The 24,200-nt window shown below is 40.9% G+C and carries 19 protein-coding genes; 6 read left to right on the top strand and 13 right to left on the bottom strand.

The genetic code is table 11. The annotated features are described in order from the left end of the window. The first annotated feature begins 827 nt into the window (after positions 1-827). Both IQ259_RS18525 and IQ259_RS18530 read left to right on the top strand, forming a co-directional pair. Positions 828-2,759, top strand: a complete 1,932-nt coding sequence (locus tag IQ259_RS18525; RefSeq protein WP_193887422.1) for a galactose oxidase early set domain-containing protein — start codon at positions 828-830, stop codon at positions 2,757-2,759. 82 nt (positions 2,760-2,841) lie between these two features. Further along, entirely contained in the window at positions 2,842-4,281 is a 1,440-nt protein-coding gene (locus IQ259_RS18530; protein ID WP_193887424.1) for a Dyp-type peroxidase, read from the top strand. Between the two features lie 166 nt (positions 4,282-4,447). On the opposite strand, the gene IQ259_RS18535 is transcribed toward IQ259_RS18530, so the two are convergent. The 9 genes from IQ259_RS18535 to IQ259_RS18575 form a co-directional block, all read right to left on the bottom strand. Continuing rightward, positions 4,448-5,335: an NAD(P)-dependent oxidoreductase gene (locus tag IQ259_RS18535; RefSeq protein ID WP_193887426.1), complete on the bottom strand. Its 888-nt coding sequence runs from the start codon at positions 5,333-5,335 to the stop codon at positions 4,448-4,450. Between the two features lie 30 nt (positions 5,336-5,365). Next, complete coding sequence (locus tag IQ259_RS18540) at positions 5,366-5,749, bottom strand: hypothetical protein (protein WP_193887428.1); 384 nt, start codon at positions 5,747-5,749, stop codon at positions 5,366-5,368. A gap of 25 nt (positions 5,750-5,774) precedes the next feature. Next, positions 5,775-7,052 carry an ABC transporter ATP-binding protein gene (locus IQ259_RS18545; protein WP_193887475.1) on the bottom strand — a complete coding sequence of 426 codons (1,278 nt, stop codon included), beginning with the start codon at positions 7,050-7,052 and terminating at the stop codon, positions 5,775-5,777. A gap of 2 nt (positions 7,053-7,054) precedes the next feature. Continuing rightward, on the bottom strand, positions 7,055-7,867 hold the full coding sequence (locus IQ259_RS18550; RefSeq protein ID WP_193887430.1) for an ABC transporter permease: 813 nt from the start codon (positions 7,865-7,867) through the stop codon (positions 7,055-7,057). Positions 7,868-8,020: 153 nt separating this feature from the next. Beyond that, positions 8,021-9,085, bottom strand: coding sequence for a glycosyltransferase family 2 protein (locus IQ259_RS18555; protein WP_193887432.1), 1,065 nt, complete (start codon positions 9,083-9,085; stop codon positions 8,021-8,023). A 96-nt stretch (positions 9,086-9,181) separates the two neighbouring features. Beyond that, positions 9,182-10,471, bottom strand: a complete 1,290-nt coding sequence (locus IQ259_RS18560) for a glycosyltransferase (RefSeq protein WP_193887476.1) — start codon at positions 10,469-10,471, stop codon at positions 9,182-9,184. A 759-nt stretch (positions 10,472-11,230) separates the two neighbouring features. Further along, positions 11,231-11,560 carry a ribulose bisphosphate carboxylase small subunit gene (locus IQ259_RS18565; protein WP_193887434.1) on the bottom strand — a complete coding sequence of 110 codons (330 nt, stop codon included), beginning with the start codon at positions 11,558-11,560 and terminating at the stop codon, positions 11,231-11,233. A gap of 59 nt (positions 11,561-11,619) precedes the next feature. After that, entirely contained in the window at positions 11,620-12,027 is a 408-nt protein-coding gene (locus IQ259_RS18570; RefSeq protein ID WP_193887436.1) for a chaperonin family protein RbcX, read from the bottom strand. 172 nt (positions 12,028-12,199) lie between these two features. Next, positions 12,200-13,630: a form I ribulose bisphosphate carboxylase large subunit gene (locus IQ259_RS18575; RefSeq protein ID WP_193887438.1), complete on the bottom strand. Its 1,431-nt coding sequence runs from the start codon at positions 13,628-13,630 to the stop codon at positions 12,200-12,202. 975 nt (positions 13,631-14,605) lie between these two features. Between IQ259_RS18575 and IQ259_RS18580 the strand changes: the two genes are divergently transcribed. Both IQ259_RS18580 and panB read left to right on the top strand, forming a co-directional pair. Continuing rightward, on the top strand, positions 14,606-15,727 hold the full coding sequence (locus tag IQ259_RS18580; RefSeq protein ID WP_193887440.1) for a two-component regulator propeller domain-containing protein: 1,122 nt from the start codon (positions 14,606-14,608) through the stop codon (positions 15,725-15,727). Between the two features lie 82 nt (positions 15,728-15,809). Continuing rightward, positions 15,810-16,580: a 3-methyl-2-oxobutanoate hydroxymethyltransferase gene (panB, locus tag IQ259_RS18585; protein ID WP_193887442.1), complete on the top strand. Its 771-nt coding sequence runs from the start codon at positions 15,810-15,812 to the stop codon at positions 16,578-16,580. Here the strand turns inward: panB and lepB are convergent, their stop codons facing one another. Both lepB and IQ259_RS18595 read right to left on the bottom strand, forming a co-directional pair. Next, positions 16,581-17,153 (bottom strand): signal peptidase I, encoded by a 573-nt coding sequence (gene lepB, locus IQ259_RS18590; protein WP_193887444.1) that lies wholly within the window; start codon positions 17,151-17,153, stop codon positions 16,581-16,583. Between the two features lie 241 nt (positions 17,154-17,394). Beyond that, positions 17,395-17,709, bottom strand: coding sequence for a hypothetical protein (locus tag IQ259_RS18595; protein ID WP_193887446.1), 315 nt, complete (start codon positions 17,707-17,709; stop codon positions 17,395-17,397). A gap of 1,072 nt (positions 17,710-18,781) precedes the next feature. Here IQ259_RS18595 and IQ259_RS18600 point away from each other — a divergent pair. Then, on the top strand, positions 18,782-19,513 hold the full coding sequence (locus tag IQ259_RS18600; RefSeq protein ID WP_193887447.1) for a tetratricopeptide repeat protein: 732 nt from the start codon (positions 18,782-18,784) through the stop codon (positions 19,511-19,513). A 233-nt stretch (positions 19,514-19,746) separates the two neighbouring features. Here IQ259_RS18600 and IQ259_RS18605 read toward each other — a convergent pair whose 3' ends face one another. Beyond that, complete coding sequence (locus IQ259_RS18605) at positions 19,747-21,336, bottom strand: glycoside hydrolase family 57 protein (protein ID WP_193887449.1); 1,590 nt, start codon at positions 21,334-21,336, stop codon at positions 19,747-19,749. Positions 21,337-21,581: 245 nt separating this feature from the next. Then, positions 21,582-22,763: a radical SAM family heme chaperone HemW gene (hemW, locus tag IQ259_RS18610; protein WP_193887451.1), complete on the bottom strand. Its 1,182-nt coding sequence runs from the start codon at positions 22,761-22,763 to the stop codon at positions 21,582-21,584. A gap of 249 nt (positions 22,764-23,012) precedes the next feature. On the opposite strand from hemW, the gene IQ259_RS18615 reads away from it, so the two are divergent. Continuing rightward, complete coding sequence (locus IQ259_RS18615; RefSeq protein ID WP_193887478.1) at positions 23,013-24,089, top strand: PIN/TRAM domain-containing protein; 1,077 nt, start codon at positions 23,013-23,015, stop codon at positions 24,087-24,089. Positions 24,090-24,200: the final 111 nt, after the last annotated feature.

Consider the following 24,200-nt stretch of genomic DNA (forward strand, 5'->3'; position numbering starts at 1 on the left):
GGGCAGGGGGAAAGGTACAAACCTTGCCCCTTGTGGGCAAAAGCCCCCTTGCTCCTTTTCTCCCTTGGTTGAAGCCCCACCCCTTGTGGGTGGTTTTTCTCCCCTGCTCCCTGCTCCCCTGCTTTTTTCACTGATCGCTGTGCCAAATTAATGTCATTGAGGGTGTAAAGCTTGCACTCTCCAGGCTTAATTTTTCATGTATATGGCATCACCTTCGCAAGCACACCTTCTATGTTTGTAATCATACAACAGTCATCAGCTAGGGCAAAAATTAGAAAATGAACACTCGATTCAACTGAGTCCCAGCAGAATTAAAACCAAAAAGTATTGAAAGATAGAGAATTGGTGTAATTTTCCGTTAATTTTTGTAATTTTTATTCTACTTAGCTTTTCAGTAAATTGCTAATAAGGTATTTTTTGATCATCAAGCAGATATCTAGTTTTGCAGCGTATTATTGCTGTAACAGAATAGCTTGTTCAAGACAGAAAATCTCATGACATTCATTGCCTTGGTTTGTCACCATCGGAAAACTGTGAAGCTTTGCTTTCTAACAGTAACTAAAGTTTTCCCCACTCTGACAGAAGTATCTGAAAGAGAGCGCATTCCTAATGGATGTAAAGAGACCATTCTGTTTTCTTAAAAGATAGATAAATTTATGTAAACTTCCTCTGCGATTGTGGCGATCGCGTGGGTTGCAAGCATTGCATTGTGGATCAAAGCCTAGACACGGCTTTCCAAGAAATATCAAGAGGTGATTCGATGAACATTTCGTAATCTACACCTGTTCTACAACAATGTTTCTTTATTTTTTACAGAGAATAAATCCGTGAAGAAAAGACTAGCAATTCTAGTAGTTCTGCTGTGTTTGGTAGGATTACTCATCAATCCAGGGTTAGCCATAGCTCAAACAGATCCAAATTCAGCGAAAATAAGAGGTCAATGGGAAACAATTCCCTTCCGTATAAATGGGATACAAGCTGTTCATACAGCACTTTTGCCTAATGGCAAGGTACTAATTGTCAATGGCAGCAGTAATCGTAACACTTTAACTACAGATAACAAATTTGTCGATGGAGTCGACGGCAGAAATCCAAAAGTAATCGATAATTCAGCCATCTTTAATCCTGAAGATGGTACATTTAAGCACATTTCTTCACCTCTATCTGTGCAAAATGGGCAAAGCAACGATCCTTTTTGTTCGGGACATATACATCTAGAAAATGGGAATATTCTCTTTATTAGTGGCTCTAATCGCTACTATCCAGGTGAATTATTTGAAGGCTCAAAACAGACCAACGTGTTCGACTGGACAAACGAAACTTGGTTACAAGTTACTCCTCAACTTAAAGAAGGACGTTGGTATCCTAGCCCTATAACTCTAGCTGATGGGAAAATTGTCATTTTCTCAGGTCTAAAATATGGCAAACCTGGTCAGATTACGCCAACAATTGAAATCTACGACCCCGTAGATAACAAATTTCATTACCTTGATCTAACCTATGTAAAAAACAGTCCTTTCAATACCAAGGTTTCCGTCGATACTTACGACACTATCGATGTTTATCCCCGTGTCTTTCCCACTATTGATGGCAAGTTATTAATAACAGGTGATGGTGCCGGTAAATTCCCTCTTGAAGTTCACAAGAGCATCAAGAGCTATTTGATGTCTGTGAACAAAGATAGTGCAGGAAAATTTACCGTTAGTTTTGAACCAGGCCCTGATAGAAAAGCGCTATCAAAGGTTTACGGAACTGGGCTATTAGATCCCAATAACGAAGGAGACGTTTTGCTCATCGGGGGTATATTAGGCACTAATGACATTAACGCTGGTAGACCTTATCTAGGGAAGACTAAAGAGGATCTAGAGAAAGAGGGAATCTCAATTGCTTCCAGCTTAGAACGTTGGGTTGCTCCACAACATACTGATCAACCGAATGGTGAATGGAAAATTGTTGAGAACTTTCTTGATAAGCCTCGTGCAATGAATTTGGCCGTCATTCTGCCTACTAAAGAAATCTTGACCATTAATGGTGGTCAATTTGCAGAATACAACCCGGTCTATGAGCCATTACTGATGACTGCTAATATTATGTCTCCGGGTGGCTATAAAACCACTCCTATGAATCCTGCCAAGTTCCCCAGGTTGTATCATAATGGCGCTCTTTTGTTACCAGATGCTCGTGTTTTAAGCATTGGTGGTAATCCTAGTCGTGCCGCTAGATTAGAAGATGGAACAGTTCGTGTTGATGTGCTACCAGATCCCAAAGAGTATTACAAAATACCAACACTGAGAGACAACGCAGGGAATGTTCAAGAATTCTCTGTAGAAGAGTATTACAAAGATCCTCAACATTACTTTGCAGAAGGTGACACATTACCCTTCGTCCCTGCTGAAATTTGGCAAGCAGAAATATTTAGTCCACCTTATTTGTTCAAGGATGGCCCTCGTCCAGTAATCACAACAACAGAACCCCTAACACTCAAATACGATACATCCAGCACAATTTCCGTCAAGGATGGTACTGCTGGCGGGTCTGTGGTTCTAATCAAGTTAGGTACTGTGACTCATGCTTTTGATTATGGGCAAAGACTGGCAGATTTAGAGATTACACAAGACCTCTCTGGCACTAACTCTTCGATCAGCTTTAAAGCACCGAAAAACGCCAACCTCTACCCACCTGGGTACTACATGCTGTTTTATGTCAATAACGATGGCTTTCCTTCCAAGGCCAAAATAGTGAACCTAAAACAAGCGTAAGCGATCGCTTTTCATCTCTACTGTTGCTGTTATTTCATACGGCAACAGTACTATCCAAACCTAAAAAAAGAAGCTCAATATAATGGCACCACTTACAGAAGAAGAATTGCAAGAAATCCCAGCAGAAGGAATTGACCCTACAAATCCTGGTAAATATGCGACTCTACTGAGCGATTTACAGGGTAATATCCTTAAAGGGCATGGACGAGATCATGCTGTGCATCTATTTTTGCAATTTAAACCCGATCAAACTGATGCACTCAAGCAATGGATTAAAAATTTTGCTCATCATGTGACATCTGCTCAAAAGCAGTCAAACGAGGCTCAACTTTACAGAACAAACAAACTAAAAGGCATTACTACAGAAAGCGATCCATTTGTCAATTTCTTGTTAACGTGTAGAGGTTATGAAGCTTTAGGATTTGAACCATATCAAATACCTGGCAATGAACCTTTTCGCTTTGGCATGAAAAATAATAGTGTCAAAAATTTGTTACGCGATCCCGCCATTGAAGAGTGGGAGCCTGGGTTCCAACACGAAATTCATGCCTTATTACTAATAGCCAATGATAGTTTGGTGGACTTACTACAAACAGTTAACCAAATTACGCGAGAACTTTATCTGTTAGCACAAGTTGTTCATCGAGAAGATGGTTTTGTCCTGAGAAATGAATCCCAAGAAGCTATTGAACACTTTGGCTTTGTTGATGGGGTCAGCCAACCATTGTTTTTGAAGCAAGATGTGAGAAAAGCCGACCTGCGTGATAGCTTTATAAATTGGGATCCGCGAGCGCCTCTGAGTCTCATTTTAGCTCAAGATCCCAACGGTAAATTAGAGGATAGCTACGGCAGTTATTTAGTTTATCGCAAACTCGAACAAGATGTTCCAGCCTTTCTGGGTGCTGAGAAATTTCTGGCAGAAAAGCTAAATATAGATAGGGAATTAGCTGGTGCTTTGATTATGGGTCGCTTTCGGGATGGCACACCAGTGACACTCTCGGATATACCTGCAACAATCACCAATGACTTTAATTATGACTTAGATCAGACGGCAACCAAGTGTCCGTTCCACGCTCACATCCGTAAATCTAACCCTAGAGGAGATACAGGACATGTGCTATCTTCTGGTGTGACTGAAGAACAGGCTCTAGAGACAGAAAGAAATCATCGTATTGCTCGGCGTGGCATCAATTTTGGAGCTTGCGACCATACTAAAGCCGAAAGCACAGGTTCGGGTTTGTTGTTCTTATGTTTTCAAGCTGATATTACCAATCAGTTCAATTTTATACAAGCATCTTGGTCTAATATCAATAACTTTGTTCAGGTCAATGTCGGCCCCGATCCGCTGATTGGTCAAACTGTAGCAGGTGCGGAAAGAAAGCAAAAATGGCCGCTACAATGGGGGGAACCAGAAACAACCGATCAATTTAACTTTCAACTTTGGGTACACCTGAAGGGTGGTGAATACTTCTTTGCTCCTAGCATTAGTTTTCTTAGGGAAATGAGTCCAAATCAAGAGTAATACCATTCAGGATTGGGGAATTTGAATTGTTAAAAAGTTGTTGATCAACACCTTTAGCGCCCCATATCCCGTAATCACGAGTCAAAACCCTTATTTTTACCTAGCGGCAATTTATGAATTGCCGCTACAAGTTAGCGATCACTTCATAGTAGTATTGTGATTGGAGTTATGATTTAACAATCGCTCCCGCTTCTAACTCTAAAGCTTTGATAAATGCAGTGGCATTTTCTTCACCCCATCCTTGATTCACTGCCGTCTTAATTGTTTCTCGCACCATTGCAGCCGCAGGCATTGGTGAGTTCAAATCTTGGGCTAATCGAGCAATCAAATTTACATCTTTGAGCAGATGTTTTAACGCAAAACTCGTTGTGAAGTCTCTATTTACCAATGTTTGTCCTACACCATCAAAAACGGGAGAGCGAAAATCTACCACATGCAGCACATCAAGAACATCTTTCGGATTGAGTCCGGCTTTAGTTGCCAAAACCATCGCTTCTCCTAAAGCTTCAATCTGCGTTGCAACTATAGAGTTGCCAATGAGTTTCATACAAGCTCCTTTACCAGTGTCACCCAAGTAATGTGCTGTGGCGGTGAATGTCTGCAAAATGGGTTTAACTCGCTCAAATACATCTTGCTTGCCACCTACAACAATCCACAATCCTCCACATATCGCTTCATTTTTACTACCAAATACAGGAGCATCGAGAAATTCAACATTTTTTTGGGCATAAGCTGCGGCTTCTTGATGGGATGTGTCAGGATGAACCGTACTAGTATTAATCGCAATTTTCCCTGATTGTACGTTGGATAAAATGCCATCTTGACCAAAGACAACATCTTCAACCGCCTGTTCATTCGATAGGCAGTAAATAATCACATCAGCACTTTGAACAGCTTGTGCTGGCGTTTGTGCTTGTGTTGCACCTTGTTCAACTAAAGGCTTACAGGATTCAGGGCTGCGATTCCAAACCGTGACAGGATAGCCTGCTTTAAGCAAGTTGCTTGCCATGCCACTACCCATGATACCAAGTCCTAAATACGCAATGCGTTCCATGATTTTTTCCTGGATGTTTGTAATTATTTTTTATGGTTGTGCGATCGCTTTAGTAGCATATTTCAGCAATTTGTTTTTGTAATGTCTCATAACATGCCTCAATATTTCTCTCGGAGCTAGTTGCATCGCCCACAACAATGTAGATAAGGCGGCGCTCTTTTGACCTAGTTCAGATGATCTGACAGCATGTTCATACAAGAATTGAGCAAAAGTTTGTGGATGTTGGAGAAGAAGTGATTTATGCTTCTGAATGAGGCGGTCAAAATTCACCTGACGCAGCAAGGTATCTCTTGAAATTCTTGGCTTATGAAACAAGCGTTTCACGATGGTAAAGAAAGATGTGGGTAACGCATAGGGTAATAAATGAGGGCGGTTATAAGTAGGAATAATGATACTGAGTAAAGGGTTGCTCATCTTCAAACGAAAGCAAAATCGAGTTTTAGTTATTGATGACCTTCCAACTTCGGGGTTGATAAAATAAACACCGACTTGTATTTCTGCTTGATCTCACAGTAAATCGAAAAGATTCGATTTTATCAAAAGAGCGCACACCTTGTTTCAGGTATATATTGGCGCTATAAACCCCAGGAACTAAGCCACAATTGGGCATCTGCATTTGAATTTCTACTTTTCCGGGAAAAACTTCCAAGAATTCATTGTCACTGGCTGATGTGATAGTCAACATCCGAGATTCACCTTCGCTCAAGGTTGAAAGTAAAAATCCCAAATTAACATTTTCAATGTGTTTATGAGCTTTGCATTCAACAGCTAAATAAGCAGGTTCACCAGTGGTCAAATTTGGCAGTAAATTTCCTTGTGCATCTTTAAAACATATAGAAAGAATATCTAAACCTAAACTTTCACTTTCTGGTTTTTCTGGTAAGGTCATTAAACCTTCAGCTTTTGCCGTTCCACTCAAGCAAAGGTCTTCTTCATATTTACGGATTACTGTTTCAGTTTCTCCAGCTAAAATCAATTTACCTTTTGATAAATAAAGAGAAGATTCACAGACATTTAATATATTATATTGATTATGAGAAACCAGCACAAACGCTGTACCTTTTTCTCGCAGAGATGCTAGGCGATTGTGGCACTTCATTTTAAATTTGATATCTCCAACAGCCAACACTTCATCAATCAACAAAATATCTGGTTCTATATGTACTGCACAAGCAAATCCCAGTCTAGCGGCCATACCAGAACTATAAGTTTGTACAGGTGAATCAATAGCATCTCCAATTCCTGCAAAATCTATGACATCGGCAAATTTTTCCTCTATTTCTTGAGTTGATAAACCCAAAATTGACATATTGGCGTAGATGTTTTCTCGCCCTGTTAAGATCGGATTAAAACCTGCTCCCAATGCAATTAATGGAGCAAGTCTACCCTTTACTTTTACACTGCCAGTATCAGGTTTAATCAATCCACTAATAATTCGTAGTAGCGTACTTTTTCCTGCACCATTTGAACCTACTAAACCTAACGCTTCTCCTCGCCGCAATTGAAAGTTGACATCTTGCAATGCCCAAAATTCTTTGGAACGCAGAGTATCACTTCTTCTATTTCCGCCTACTAATTCTGTGGCGATATCCTGAACACCATATAATAAAGACTTCTTTAAGTCTCTACAGAATTTTTTAGAAACGTTGTTTACTGAAATAACGACTTCAGTATCTTCAGCGTGAACAGCAATTTTTTGATCTATTAAATTAGTCATCATTAAGAACTGACTCTCTCAACCACAAAAGGCATAGCAAGGCGGAATACAACCCAGGTTAATACTAATCCTACTAAAGTAATTGTACTAACTACCCAAAAACCGTAAGGTTCTGATACTACTCCTGTTGTAGCTAACTCTCGTGTTGTTACTAATAAAGGAGTGACAGGATTCATCTGGACTAAAAAACCAAAAGCTCCAACTTTGGGAACTGGAAAAACTACGGGAGTTAGAAATAACCAAAACCCTGTAATGAGAGTTAATCCTTTAGATACATCTTGATACAGTACTCCTAAAGGAGCTAATAAAACACCGATGAATGTTCCGAGCAAAACTAAATGAATTAATGGCACTGGAGTTAAGATTACTGTCCAACCTACAGGAATGCGAAACCAAATAAATAATGCCACTATTAAAATTAGTTTAACGGCAAAATTAAAAAATACTTCGCCCATTTTGGCTAAAATAAGTGCCTCTCGTGGAAAATTCACTTTAGCCAACATTGGTTTTGCCGTTGTCACTGCTTGCACTGGAGCGTTTAAAGCTTCGACAAATGTTTGCCACAATGCGGTGCTAAACATGACATAGGCGGGATAGGGTATATCTGTAACACCAACATTAATGACTTTAGCGTTACTCGCAAGGGTAAAACTAGTAGCCATGATGATTGGCGGTAAAAAAGCCCAAGCTATTCCTAAAAATGATTGTCTATATTGAGCGCTAATATCCCTTACCATCAGTCGCCAAGCAAGTTCGCGAGAGGCTAGTAAGTCTCGCCACATTTGCTTGAACAAATCTACCGGATGCCTGAGCATACTTTCAGGTGTGTAAATTTTAACCTCAGACGACTGAGATTTTAAACTTTTATTTCGTTTCAAAAATTTCCCACCCTTTGCAGCAAAATTTATCAATATAAATTTAGGTAGGATTTAGATTTCTCAGCCTACCCTGATGAACTCAAAATTGACTCAACTTTGAGATGATGTCGTTAGTACAGGTTTTACAGGCTGTGCCTGGGCCGGATTTTGTTTACCTTGTAGATGTTTACGGGCATAGGAATTAGTTAGGTAATTGTTCAGCACATGATCTAACTTCATTACGAAGTTCTCTAGGCGGTGAATTCTTCTTCCAAAAATACTTTTAATTAAAGGTGAGATGATTGTGTAGTGCCGTCTTCTTCCTAAACTGTTGTATTTCTTTTGAAAGTACTCGTCTTCAGTCAAGTTCCACTTTTCACTTAAACGTCTGAGGCTCGCCATCTCCCATCCATTGCTCCAACGCAGCATATAAAAATGTAGGTCTGACCATTCAACAGGTGGGCCTGGTACATAAGTTACGATAGATTCTGGTTCGATGTAGATGGAACCTCCAGCCTCGCTAACAAGCATACACAAATCAACGTGTTCTTTTGTGTTGAGTAGTGCTTCATCCAACAGACCTAATTGCTCAAATATATCTGTGCGGACAATCATACAGTGGAACTCTGCAAGTCCGGTTTTTTGTCTTTGGAGTTGGGGACGGATATCAGCTAGCTGCCGTCCTTGCTGATAAATTTTTTCTATGATGCGGCGTTTGGTAGTTTCGCCTTTAGTTTCGACTTTTACCCCAGATTCGCCACCTGCACAATGTATTTCTGTGTGCAGTGGCTGGTGCTGACAAATTAAGGGACTAACTATGGTAGCGCCTGTTTGTTCAGCACAATCAACTAAAGCTCTTAGCCAACCAGGAGTGACTTCTACATCGTTATCAATAAAGACAACATATTTAGTATTGACTTGACGCAATCCCAAATTTCTGGCGTGGTTTGGGCAGAGGTAGTGATTTGTACGAATTAGTTCAAATCCTTTTTCCTGTGCTTGCTCTTGTAGGTAGCGCTGGATGTGAGATGGCGAATTACCATCTACATAAATTAGCTGAAAAGGATATTCTGTATACTGGTAAATGCTTTCTAGGGAGTTACGAGTATGGCTAAATCGCTCTCTAGGAGCAACAATAATTGTTACTCGTGGTTCTACGGTTACTGGCGAATTCATGATCTAAATCCTCTGCTAATATCAAACAATTTTAAGTAGTTGCCAAGAATATTTATTGAAGTAACGATTTCGGATGTGTTAGCACTTTACACTTTGTTAACTAACATATTTAGGACTAACTGAATTATTAGAAAATTCTGAAAGTGGTTGTGAATTATTCATCAGTACTTGCTGATAAATTGCCACTAATTCATCATTAAGCATATTCATATCGTAGTGCTGTTCTACATGAACACGACCGGCTCTACCCATTTGTTCCCAAATTTCTGGATGTTCAATGAAATAGCTTAACTTTTCGGTTATGGCATCAGCATCTCGTTCTGCAACTAGAAATCCAGAAATTCCATCTTCTATCAATTCAGGAATACCGCCGTGACGAGTCCCAATTACTGGTAAACCCATTGCCATTGCTTCTTTTAATGTGTTAACAGGAGCATCCTGGTTGCCATCCACAGCAGTTATACTCGGAGCAATAAAAATATGAGTTTGGTTGAGGATTTCAATAATTTCTGGCTGATTTTTCCAACCTAGAAGCTTTACTTTGTCAGCAATATCTAAGTTTTCAATTAACTGCTGTAAGTGTTCTTTTAAAATTCCGTCACCAATGATGTTATATTCGATATTTGCATGTTTTTTTGCTAATTTAGCAATAGCACGAATACCATATTCTATACCTTTTTTTTCTACGAGGCGACCCGTTGTAGCAATCCGAATTTTGCCGTCTGGAGACAATTGCCTTGCTTTAAAAGGAAACTTGTTACAATCTATACCTGAACCGTGTACAACAATTTTATTTTCATCGCAACCTAGTTTAATTGCTCGTTGCCTGAAAAAATTGCAGTTCGTAAGAAAAAAATCTCCTCTAACAAATAATAAATTATAAACATCTTCTCCAGACTCCTGAAGATATTTACTGATATCAAATCCCCGAAATGATGTGACTAATTTTCCTTTGATGGCACCAATGTCTTTATAAAGCATACCATGTAAGCCGAATAACCCAAATTGACAATGAATAATATCGTAGGGTTGAGACTTTAAAAACGGTATTACTTCGTACAATAGTCTTAAAGAAAGCGCTCTTTTACGATACTTGACAAAGTTGAGCGATCGCAATATTACCAAAGGAGCTTTAGGAAAATTTACTAATAAAAGTATCATTCCTAAAAGGAAACGCCAGATATAATTTTCAGGAATTGCAGGTATATAATGAGTTTGCTGCAATAACTGATATTTCTCTACATTCGGATGCACTTTAGAGACATTTTCTGGTTTTTTGGCGTAGATATGAACCTCATGTCCTCGTGCAATCAAACCTGTAATTTGGTTCAAAATGAATGTTTCAGATATAACGGGAAATCTTCCGGCAATAATTGCTATTCTCAACATGTCATTTGACTCCAATTAACTATTTTGTGCTGCTTTCATATTTTTTCAGTGCTTGAATTGAATGCACGATTTTTGAAAGCCTCCCTAAGAATTAAGTTAAATCACTAGCACAAATTTAGATTTTCTAGTAGTACTCTTAAAGTAAATACATCTATATATTCCAGGTTGATTTAAAAATACTAAATCAATTCAGAATCAGTTTTAAATTATTTATCATAATCTGAATAAAATCAGAAATATATCAAGTCACAGAAGCCGTTTGTATAATGAGTTTCCTAAAGTTTTCTTTTTTATTTACTGTTTACCTTGTTTCATGCTACTGCATTACTTATCAAATTTAAATCAAATCAAACATCCTTCTAAGGACATATTTAATATTTTATACAGTGTGCAATTGATTGAAAGACAAAAAATGCTGAAATGACTTCACTGTAAGAGTTTTAAGGTTATTGTATAATCGAAATTCGCTACAATTGGCGAATTATAGCAGGTGACAGGGAACAGGTGACACTTCGGCATGGTTTGACTGCGCTCACCAGCTGCTCAGTGACCGCATGTGACAGGGTTAAAAGTCTTTTAGTGCATGAGTTTTATCATTGGCCGATGTCCTAACTGTCTTGGCTACTGCTATATAAAGTTTTGAGTGCTTTTAAGTACCTACCCAATAAAAAAGAAGAGAGGTAAAGTAATTATCTCTCTTCTTTAAATTGTGTGAACACAGGTATCAGAAGTTTTACCTTTTACCTATGACCTTATTTAGTATCTGTTGGGTTTGTGAACGATGAAGCTGAGGACTTGGCACTGCTTGATGTTGTCGAAACCCACAACACGAATATAGTGAGTAGGATATTGAGAACGGCAAGATTGCACTTCGCTCAATACTTCACGAGTAGATTTAGCGCCGAATAAAGGCAACTTCCACAGTGTCCAGTAAGACTCGGTGGGTTCAGAAGTTTCGTTGAATTCAATTGCTGGAATATAGCCTTGAGACAGAATGTACTGAACTTGTTTTTCGATTTGAACGTCGCTGAGGGGAGGTAAGTAAGAAAGGGTTTCGTAGCGGCGCTCTTTTGGTAGGGTTTGCATAGCTGGTTATAACGGGTTGCTATTTTTTAATTACTTGGAAGTAGGCTTATATGCCTGTTCTAACTGACTAAGTTATCTGAGTCAGTATCGGAAATTGTCTGCTGTTCTGATTCAGGACTGGGGTTTGACAAACTCAGCTGCGTCATCCGTTCTAGATGCTGGCGGCGTTGTTCCATATTGGCTTGCTGAATACCGCTACGAACCATTTCTGGCAAGAAATCGGCAACTTCTTCAGCTATATGTTCTCTGACAGTCATAATCCGCAAGGCTAAATCTGGCTGTTGCCGGAAAAGGTGTTTAATATAAGCTTCTCCGTCCTGAATTTTGCCAGCGGAAAAGTTATGCAGCCAAAGTGCTAATGGTGGATTCGTTTCGCCTAGCTGTGCTAGTACAGTCATTAGCGCCTGATAAGTCAGGTAGCTTTGGAGAGTTTTGGCTGTATCCTTAGCTATTTGCTTGAGATTCATGCTTGACCCAGCCCAAATTTAAGTTAAAAGTTAAAAGTGAGCCACTGCGTTGGACGGGTTTCCCGGCTTTTTCGCCGGAGGCGTTCCCGTAGGATAGCAAGTGGCGAACCCCAAAGGGGTAATAAGTAAAAAGATTTTTTTACCTTTTAACTTTTTACCTTTTACTTGATTATCAGACGGTATCCATTGCCTCAAACTCGAACTTGATTTCTTTCCACAGTTCGCAAGCAGCAGCCAATTCAGGAGACCATTTAGCAGCTTCGCGGATAACGTCGTTACCTTCACGAGCCAAGTTGCGGCCTTCGTTACGAGCTTGGATACAAGCTTCTAAAGCTACGCGGTTAGCGGTTGCACCAGGAGCGTTACCCCAAGGGTGTCCAAGTGTACCACCACCGAATTGTAGTACGGAGTCATCACCGAAGATTTCAACTAGTGCGGGCATGTGCCAAATGTGGATACCACCGGAAGCAACTGCCATTACACCAGGCATAGAAGCCCAATCTTGGGTGAAGTAGATACCGCGGGATCTGTCTTGTTCTACGTAGTTTTCGCGCAACAGGTCAACGAAGCCCATTGTAATGCCGCGTTCACCTTCTAATTTACCAACTACTGTACCGGTGTGGATGTGGTCACCACCAGACATACGTAGTGCTTTAGCCAATACACGGAAGTGGATACCGTGGTTCTTTTGACGGTCGATTACTGCGTGCATCGCGCGGTGGATGTGGAGCAGAACACCGTTGTCACGACACCAACGAGCCAAAGTGGTGTTAGCGGTGAAACCTGCGGTCAGGTAGTCGTGCATAATGATGGGCTGTTTGAGTTCTTTAGCGTACTCAGCCCGCTTCAGCATTTCTTCACAGGTAGGTGCGGTGACGTTTAGGTAGTGACCTTTGATTTCACCGGTTTCTGCTTGAGCTTTGGTGATAGCATCAGCTACAAACAAGAAGCGATCGCGCCATCTTTGGAATGGTGCGGAGTTGATGTTCTCGTCGTCTTTGGTGAAGTCCAAACCACCGCGCAAGCACTCGTATACTGCACGACCGTAGTTCTTAGCAGACAGACCCAATTTGGGTTTGATGGTACAACCCAACAGAGGACGACCGTATTTGTTTAATTTGTCACGCTCAACTTGAATGCCGTGAGGAGGCCCTTGGAATGTCTTGAGGTAAGCTACAGGAATCCGTAAGTCTTCCAAACGTAGCGCCCGCAAAGCTTTGAAACCAAATACGTTACCTACAATCGAGGTAAACATGTTGGTTACAGAACCTTCTTCAAACAGATCCAGAGGATAGGCGATGTAGGCAATGAATTGGTTGTCTTCGCCAGGAACTGGTTCGATGTCATAGCAACGACCCTTGTAGCGATCTAGATCGGTCAACAAATCTGTCCATACAGTCGTCCAAGTACCAGTGGAAGACTCAGCCGCCACAGCCGCACCTGCTTCTTCAAAAGGAACTCCGGGCTGGGGAGTAACGCGGAATGCCGCCAGAATATCTGTATCTTTAGGTGTGTAATCGGGTGTGTAATAAGTTAGTCTGTAATCTTTAACCCCGGCTTGATACCCAGCTTTTGCCTGAGTCTTCGTTTGAGCGTAAGACATATCTATCCTTCCAAGAAGTCACTCTTTATTACTTATCAAATCACGTTCTGTGCAACTTCTTCTCACCATCCTTGTTTCCCCATCATCTCAGGGGAACATAGGAACCATTTTTGTTAAAGGTTGTCTTCGTCAGTGAGTAGCTGTTTTTCTAGAACGAGCGTTGGGTCATAGTCATAGACCGCCTAACCAGCATTCTACATGTCTAGGGGTGCATCACTTAGCGCTTTTAATCTTCCTCACTTGATGAAAATTTTTTTACCCATTCCTTTTACTCGCTCAATCTTCTCCGTCTCTCCAAAATTTCTATATTTTGCAGAAAGTGTGAGATTCTTCTCGTTTACATCGGGCTACTTTAGGAAATGAACTTTTTAGCTGACATTTCCGCATCCGCAATCTTGCTGCGTTCCTAATTTAGGAAATACAGGCTAGGAGAGAATTTTTTGGACACAGATTGAGTCCAGTAGTGAGGGAAGGATAAAAAATTGCACACAACGTAATTTGTAACTTGTCTCACAATATATCAAGAATTCGATAAGTTATTCTTTGAAAGTTTTTAACTTATATATTTAAATTTGTTATTACATAAAGATTTAAACATTTTATTAAGACTAATTTACAAATGTGTTCTCTAACTGTAAAGAAGTGAAGGGGGAGCAGGGAGCTAGAGAGAATCACTAAGTAATCAGACAGAATTAGTTACACAAATTTTTGACTGTAGCCTGCGGTCACTGAGCAGCTGGTGAGCGCAGTCGAACCATGCCGACGTGTGGCCTGTCGCCTGTCTCCTATCTCCACCCATGAATTTAATTGTGTTTGACTACTTATTGACTCACTTAATAATGACCAATAACTCAGTAATTACTAGGAAAAATTTATCAAGACGATTTAAACAATACCAACAAAGGGAACACTGAATTTAACTGCCAGCCAGTTTAGGCAATGGTTACATATACTGTCTTTTGAGGAAATGTCATCGTGGTATTGTTTCGCAAGCGTATTAGTTTTTTGGTTACTTCTATTTTGCTGGGTTTAATTACTTTGCCGAGTATTGGCGTTGTACTGGTAGCACATTCTGTCAAGGCACAAACAAGTAGTGGTGTTCCATCGCGCAAAACTCCAGATATTAATCCATCTGAGTTAGTTCCTTCTTACCCAGCTGCTGCACCACCACCGCAAGTAGACCCTTTACCCAATCAGCGAACTGTAGAAGAAAGGTCGATAGAAACAGATTATCGTGTTAGTAACTTGCTGAAAGATTTTCAAGGCAATCTTTGGGTAGGTTCTTGGCGGGGGCTATCGCGGATTGACCCGAAAACAGGTAAGATACTGGCGCGTGTAAATTTACCAAATGTTGCTATTGGTGCTTTAGCACAAGACAAAGTGGGGCGTTTGTGGGTGGGAACTTATGAAGGACTAATGCGAGTAGACCCTCGGACTAATGAGATTACGGCGCAGAATTTATTTTTGCCATCCAAACGGGTGTTATCGATGTTAGTTGACAAACGGGGCTACCTGTGGGTGGGAACTGATAGCGGTTTAGCTTTAATTAGTCCCGACCAAGGGTTAATTATGACGACAGTGAAAAATTTGCCTGGTGTTAGCGCCAATACCTTGACTTTAGATGCGGAAGGTCAATTGTGGGTCGGGACTCTAGATGGACTGGTGCGGGTAAATACAGCTAATGCTTATATCATGAAGCGGATTGACGGCTTACCTGGTACGACGGTGCAAGCCTTAGCTATTAGTCCAGAAGGTTTAATTTGGGCAGGAATGGCAAATAATTTATTAGTTATTGACCCGAAAACTGATAAAGTACTGCGGTCAGTTACTCCGTTGCGGGGGCGGAATGTGACAGCTGTGCGCTTTGCCCAAGATGGTAGTGTTTGGGTAGGAACTAGCAATGGTTTGTTAAGATTAAACCCAAATACGGGCGCTCTTTTAGATCAAGTTCCAGGACTTCCTTCTAGTCGAGTTCTTGCCCTTGTACCTGATATCGGTAATAAATTATGGATTGGTACTAATGAAGGTTTAGCTTGGTTAATGCCCAAAATGAACGGTGCAAAACCTCATCTTGCTTTTAGTCGCGCTGTGAAATGAGGGAACAGGTGATGGGTGACAGGTTGGAGTAAACAACTTTCACTTATCACCTATACCCTATAAACTTTAACCGGTAACCTCTATGGCAATTACTACCCAGCAATTAATTCAATGGAAACAACAAGGACGTGCGATCGCAGTGTTAACCGCCTGGGATTATGCGATCGCCCAACTTCTCGACGCGGCTGGTGTAGACTTAATTCTGGTTGGAGACTCGATGGCGGCGGTTCTGGGGTATGAAACCACACTCCCAATTACATTAGATGAGATGCTCTACCATGCGAAAGCTGTGCGTCGTGGTGTGAAACGCGCTTTAGTTGTGGTGGATTTACCATTTTTAACCTATCAAGAAAGCATCGCCCAAGCGATGCACTCCGCCGGAAAAATATTGAAGGAAACAGGGGCGCAAGCGGTCAAGTTAGAAGGTGGCTACCCAGCGATGGTAGAAACAATCGCGCGTTTAGTCCAAGCCGGAATTCCGGTTATGGGTCATGTAGGTTTGACACCGCAATCAGTTCATCAACTGGGTTTACGCCAACAGGGAAAAACCGAAGAACAAGCAGAGAGAATTTTAAATGAAGCGATCGCCCTAGAACAAGCGGGTGTATTTGCCATTGTTTTAGAGCATATCCCCGCAGATTTGGCAATGCAGATTACTCAAAAACTTAGCGTTCCCACTATTGGTATTGGTGCTGGGTTGCACTGCGATGGACAAGTGCTAGTTACTTCTGATGTTTTGGGTCTTTCAGCCAAGCAACCACCATTTGCCAAGACTTACACCAATCTGCGGGAGATAATTACTCAAGCTGTCCAGGATTATGCTTTAGAAGTGCGGGAGCGAAAATTTCCTTAATTAAATCCAGCCAATCCGGTTAAGCGGCCAAAAGCGAAATACTGCCCGACCGATGATATTTTGTCTAGGTAAAAATCCCCAGTAACGCGAGTCATTACTATCATTACGGTTGTCTCCCATCATAAAAAACTCGTCTGGTGGGACTTTGACTGCTGAGAATGGCTGGTTTGGCGGTTCCGCAATGTAATCTTCTTGCAAAGGTTGATCGTTGAGATAAACTTTGCCATTGGCAACTTTAATGACTTCTCCAGGTGTACCAATTACCCGCTTAATAAAGGCTTGGTCTTTGGGATAACCCCGTTTTTGCAATTCTTCGGGAGCTTGAAAAACTATAATATCCCCAGTTGTGGGCGGCTGAAAACGGTAAGAAATTTTTTCCACCACCAAGCGATCGCCTTCATATAAAGTCGGAACCATCGACTCAGAGGGTATGTAGCGAGGTTCGGCGACAAAAGTCCTGATTAACACTGCCAAAAATAAAGCGATCGCCACTAAAATCAGATTTTCTCGCCAACTACGCCATGCTTTTGATGACGCAGTAGCTTCTTTTGCGTCAGTTTCCTGAGGAATCATAGAAATTTTTAGCCAGTTCAAAAAGTGGGAAAACTACCTTAATTATCTGAATATTCAAGGTATGCTTACAAGCAAACTGGGTTTTGCTACGACCCATATAAATATTAATATTACGTTTTCAAGTATATTTGCACTCATCTGCATATAGATCGCTTAAATCTGTCTAAAATAAATAAAGAATACCTAGCATACCTTTAACTTCATCATCTACAAACCCAACTTCAGTGATGATTCAGAGAAACTATTGCCACGGTGAAGAAGGTAGTTGAGCGATCGACTGCACAGAACAACCCTCCAAAAAGATAGGAACTCGCCCACAATTAGGGCATTTCATCCCATCATCTTGCTGAGAGTCAATTTTATTCTTTGGTCGAGGTTTGGAATTTTGTGGTGTGAGAAAAACCACATCAATAGATAACGGAGTCAAGCAGTGGCGACATTCACAAATCAATAACTGTCCCGCATCACTCGTTTGATAAACTTTTAGGTGTTGTGTAGGATAAAATTTCTCTGGTTCTTCCGGCAGTGATTGTTGTTCTTCAAAATTTTCAGACATTGCTTTGACCATATTTCCTTCCAGAACATTCAGTTGAATTTTGAGGTAGTGTCGGGTACAGCATTAGCATTCACAAACACTGCTGTGACTTCTTTTTCAGAATGCAACTTGTACACACTTTTAACACGCCACACCAAATACTACAAGCTTAGAACACTGATTCAGTCATTTGGGAAGAAAGTCAGGCGCTTCTAATTAAAAAAGATAACCAATTGCTGTCTGGACAAGGAGCGGGAGGAGAATAAAAAATATCATCTGAAAATAAATTGGCTAATTTATTCCTTGGCAGAAAGTAAAAATCAACTGAGCTTGAAGTAAATAGTGAAATTAATTTGGGTGCTAAATACCAGTTCCCACAATTGTTTTTTTATTCTTTAGCTTAAGTAGAAAGGTGCAAATAAACCGAACTATGTAACGGAAAGTAAAGTAGCTTGAAAACCTCTTCCCTTCTGCCTTCTGCCCTCTGCCTCCTGCCTTGTCATAACGACAATTTTTAACACCGACCTACTTAATATAAGTTCAAATAGCCACAGCCTTTAGAGTATAGGCAAACATTAACGGAATTAAATTTTCCTTGAGCTTTCAGACTTGCTTTTTTTGCATACCTAATCTTCAATCAGCACTTTTTTAATGAAATACTACTAAAAATGGGATAATAAAGTGCGATCGCTTAACTATACTCATACTCGATTTATTGCTACTTCTGGAATAGGCGATTAGAGTATTTATCCACTTTATTATCTATCTCTTCATATTGTAAAATCTGGTCATATATACTACTCCACTACCTAGAGGAGGATTGTATGCAAAAAGCAGATATCTGCTGCAAAATAGATATTTTTAGTGAGAATAATTGCTACTATACTCGGTAGGTACTAACACAGAAGTCAAGAATCAATAACTTTGGGAGAATTAGAAGCAATCACAACTTCCTAATTTGGAAACCTGGGTAAGATATAAAAATTAATCTAGCTGGGCAACTTTTACAGCAAGGTCAACGAACTTTTATTTAGTTAATGACTTGCATCCAAGTTTGGCTGTACAACCTCCTTAAGTCAAATAGAGCCAATTTATGAAGCACAGACTCCTCACTGTTACAGCACTAATCACAATAACATGGTTTACGCCTCCAGGCGAAATCAAGCCCGCAGCAGCGAATCACAACTACAGAGACAATGTGAATCAACTGGCCGCTATCAGTCCTAGTTCCAGCCAAAACAATATTGCACAACAATTGCCACTCATGCTTGTAATTGTTGGTAGTGGAGTATTGGTCTGGCTGGCTGTAATAAATAGCAAGGCAGTTTTTGGCAAACTTTTTTTTCAGAAGACAAATTTAAACCAGACTATCTCAGCAGAACGTCCTATCTCAATGGACGCAAATCTTAAAGAGGAGCCGCTCCTTACTACAGAAAAAACAGATATTGCCCTTACTACAGAAAAAACAGATATTGCAACATATATTAAACAAGCTTATAGTCATTTCAAACAAGGGGATAGTCAAAAAGCGATTGAGGAATTCAATAAAGCGATTGGCATAAATCCTCAGGATGCTTATCTTTACGGTGAAAGAGCTAATTTCCGGCGCAAAAATCTTGGTGACAAGGAAGGAGCAATTGATGACTATAGCAAGGCAATTGGTATCCATCCGCAAAACGCTCTATTCTATCTTTGGCGCAGTCAGACTTATAATGACCTGGGTGAGCAGATAAAAGCCATAGAAGACTACAACACAGCTCTTCGTCTCGCTCCTGAAAATACTATGTATCACTCCTTTCAGAGGACTTCCAACTCCAGAGAATAGTTAATATTAATCATTAGCAAATAAATATCATCAAATAGCGGTACAAATTAGCGATCGCTTCCCTAAGAAAATTTAATTAATTATTAATAGTCAAAAATTTTTACAAACGATGGGTATGGTGTTAACTCCCATTTCTGGTAGTCTTAAATTTGAAACTACTATAGTTCAAATTACTGAGAAAACTATTGCTATATTTTGAGTAGAGACGTTACATTGCAACGTCTCTACAAATCTTACAGAGGACGGTAGACCCGATAGTTAATTTCCGGGAATATATTATCCATTAATTCGACTTTTTCCAGCCAACCGCTGTCAACTTTACCAATTTTGACATCTTCATAGAGTTTATTAAACCGCATGAGGTGCGATCGCGTCCGACGCACAGCATAAGGAACCATTGTTCCTGTCCGCATAATAAATGCCCAGTCAGAAGACTGCGCTAGTAAAACTTCCCGTGCCGCTTGGTTAAGCGCCCGCCATTCCAACTCATCGGCTGGTTCCAGCTTAGAGATTTCAATCATACGTTCTGCTGCTTTGTGCAGATGCGGATAAATCCAAGCATTTGTCTCGTTCAACCAATATTCGTGGAACCCTTTGAAACCCCAACTCGATTGGGAAGGACGGCAAACTTGTTGCGTCGGTTCTGCCCTTAAATAATCGGCTAAGTGAGTCATTGCATAAGTACCTTGGTCATACCACGACTTACGGAACAAGTAATCAATAAACCAAGGGCCTTCATACCACCAATGTCCGAATAACTCTGCATCGTAAGGCGAAACAATAATCGGCGGGCGCTGCATAATTCCGTAAAGATGTTCAGCTTGCCGTTCGCGGTTATACATAAAGTTAGCCGCGTGTTCTGCTGCCTTTTCCCGCGCCCAGTAAGGATCATACAGTGCCTTATCTGCAAGTCCTAAACCACGTCCGGTAATTTTGTGATACTTAATCCCCGTGTTTTTTCGCTGACCATTGGGCATGATGTAGGGTTTGATGTAGTCATATTCTGCTTCCCAGCCCAAATCTTTGTAAAATTCTCGATATTCTGCTGCACCAGGGTAGCCTACCTCAGAAGACCATACTTGCTGTGAAGATTCATGGTCTCTACCAAAAGCTGCAACACCTGTTTCTGTAAAAATCGGGGCATAGCTGCCAAAGCGGGGACGAGGACGGGCGTAGAGAATACCATGCCCATCAGTTAGGAAGTAACGCAACCCTGCATCTGCCAGCATCCGCTCAAGACCTTCATAGTAGGCGCATTCCGGCAACCAAATGCCTTTAGGCGGACGACCGAAGGTTTGTTCATAGTGTTCGCAGGCTACTTGAATTTGCGCCCACACAGCTTGTGGATACATTTTCATCAGTGGCAAATAGCCGTGGGTAGCACCACAAGTAATAATTTCTAAATTATTAGAATCTTGGAACTGCTTAAAAGCAGTCACCAAATCACCGTTATAGCGCTCCCACATCTCACGCGCTTCGTTAAACTCAGTAGCGTAGTGTTCCGCCAGATAACGAACATGCCCGTTGTGGGCATTATGCTCGACTTCTAGTTCTGTAAGTTCCTCTAATTTGGCTAGGTGAGCATCATAGCGTTCTTGCAATAAAGGGTCGCGCAGCATGGACACCAAAGGCGGTGTCATACTCATCGTGATTTTAAAGTCGATGCCGTCTCGCTTTAAGCCTTCAAAGACTTTTAGTAAAGGAATGTATGTTTCGGTGATGGCTTCATAAAGCCATTCTTCCTCTAGCACATAGTCACTTTCTGGGTGACGAACGAAGGGCAGGTGTGCGTGAAGTACAAGCGCGACGTAGCCAATAGCCATAGTAATTTTGGGGTGATACTTGTAAATTTAAGGTCGAGGATTTTGGCAGAAATTAACAATATTTTAAGACCTTCTGGGTATCGTCGTAGCCTGATTGTATTGAGAAAATTGGATTTGGGAGATGAGGCGATAAGGAACATGGCAGAGCAAATCTACTTTCCTCCCGTTTATTGCACTCAGAAATCAACGATCATTCCTCAACCAAGAGATTCCCAGTGTTTCCAAATCAAATCGGATGGCTACGATTAGCCTAATTGATTAAATAAATCAGCCAAAACTACATTAGAAAATAAAAATCCTTCAGGGTCGCTCAATTGCAACCTTTCCTCTACAACCTTTACCCAACTTTTTTCAAAGTACGGTTGCAAACATTGATAAATTTCTGCCATCTTTGCTTCTCCAAACTCTTCCGTTAGCTTGGAAACACTTACACCCTCTGCCAAACGCAACCCCAACATTAACGTTTCTAACAATACTTCTGCTGGTGGAGTTACTTCACAATCAATCACGCAGCCAGCTTGTACCCATTGGTAATATTCCTGCGTTTTTCGTGGACGAGTGTAACGCCTTCCTGCTGTATAACTAGCTGCACCCATACCAAAGCCATAATAAGGGCGGTTTTCCCAATAAACCCGATTATGCTGACACTGATGCCCAGGTCGAGCGTAATTAGAAATTTCATAATGTTCATAATTTGCATCAGTCAATACTTGCTGACCCATCTGGTACATTTTGACTGTAGTTTCATCTGTGGGTAGAGGATTATCACCTGGTTTGTAGTAGCGACCAAAGGCGGTTCCTGGCTCAATCGTCAAATCATATATAGATATGTGCGTCGGGGTGGTGGCTACTGCTTTTTCTAAAGAATCCGACCATTGATCTAAAGACTGATGTGGCAATCCAGAAATCAAATCTATACTAAATTCGGGAATCTCGACTTGGTGAATTAGTTCGACAGCTGCAAAGATATCTTTAACTGAATGCGATCGCCCAGCTAATTTTAACAATTCTGACTGAAAGGCTTGTACACCCAGGCTCAAGCGATTCACACCCAAGCTACGATAGCCTTTTATATGCGCCAAATCGAATGTACCCGGATCTACTTCCATCGAAATTTCTACTTCCGGCACAATCCCAAAACGTTGCTCTAAAGATTCTAATATCTTTGCTAACTGCTCAGTTGATAGCAGCGAAGGCGTTCCACCACCAAAAAAAATTGTCTTCAGAGATTGACCAAAAGCAGGTGTGATAGCAATTTCTTGGCATAGCACTTCCACATATTGGGAGATTGTACGTGATGTTTCACCCCGCAAGCGATCGCCTACCACCGACACAGGGAAGTCACAATAAAAGCACCGCCGCCTGCAAAAAGGAATATGTACATAAGCAGAACTGGCAATGCTGGGAATATCAAGTTTTGAATTCATTTTGAGGAATCATTATTTAACTTAACAAAGAATTACAAATTGCCAAAATAAGTAGTTTGTTTACGGTTTTTTATCGTTTTACAACAAAACAATGAAAAATATTAAAATAAAGCTCTTTAGTTATAATATTTGCAGATATTCCCTGCTTCAAACCTTAGTCTAAGTCAATACTCATTATTGTCTCTTAGCGATGAAATCAAAGATATTTGACTTTATCGGGTAAAACAATTGCAGGAAAACCAAACAACCATGCTTGATGCCATTATTATTCTCTCATTCATCCTGGCAGCAGCAGGCATAGGGTTCTACAGCACCGATCTGCTACCTGATGGCACTCTAGATCGAGTGACTAACCTAGAAGCTTTACGCCTCACAGTTGCTGTCTTTGCCGCTATTATTGGCGGTGCAATTGGGTTGAGTTTCCAGACAACCTATCGCCGCCTAGAGACACAAGTCCGCGAAATGCCACTGGAAGTCATCTTAACTCGTGCCATTGGATTAGTCATTGGATTACTACTGGCAAACTTAATGCTGGCTCCGCTATTTTTGCTACCCATACCACCAGATTTTAGTTTTATTAAACCCTTGGTAGCAGTTGTTGGTAGCATCATTTTAGCAGTTACTGGCATGAATTTGGCAGACACCCACGGGCGAGGATTGTTGCGATTAATTAATCCAAACACTGTGGAAACAATGGTAGCAGAAGGCACATTAAAACCTGCTAATACCAAAGTTTTAGATACCAGCTGCATTATTGATGGTCGCATTGAAACACTCCTAGAAACAGGGTTTTTAGAAGGGCCAATTATCGTGCCACAATTTGTTTTGCAGGAATTGCAGCAAGTAGCTGATGCTAGTAAAGACCAAAAGCGGGTGCGAGGAAGACGCGGTTTAGAAATTCTCAACCGCATTAAAGAAGCTTACCCAGACCGCATCTTAATTAACCCCATTGACTACGAAGATGTTTCGACAGTAGATGCGAAATTAGTCCGCTTTGCCCAAGAAATCAACGCTATATTGCTAACCAACGACTACAATTTGTCGAAAGTAGCCAGCGTGCAGAAAGTACCTGTGTTAAACGTCAACGATTTAGTCAACGCCGTCCGTCCCACCTATTTACCTGGTGACAATCTCGACCTCAAAATTCTCAAAGAAGGGAAAGAACCCAGTCAAGGTATTGGCTACCTCGATGACGGCACAATGGTTGTGGTTGAAGAAGGCAGAAGTTATGTAGGGGGTGAATTACGTGTAGTAGTCACGAGTGCCTTACAAACCTCAGCCGGACGCATGATTTTTGCCAAACCCCAAGCTTCAGCATTAGCGTGAGGGAGATGTCAGGTTCAATCACAATTAAATCATGCACAAGTAGTGCGATCGGTGTAGCAATCCTGCACCGATTATTTTTTTATCCGTACTCAAGAATATAAAATTAAAAAT

It is taken from the genome of Fortiea sp. LEGE XX443 (genome assembly GCF_015206815.1).
In the GTDB taxonomy this organism is placed as follows: domain Bacteria; phylum Cyanobacteriota; class Cyanobacteriia; order Cyanobacteriales; family Nostocaceae; genus Nostoc_B.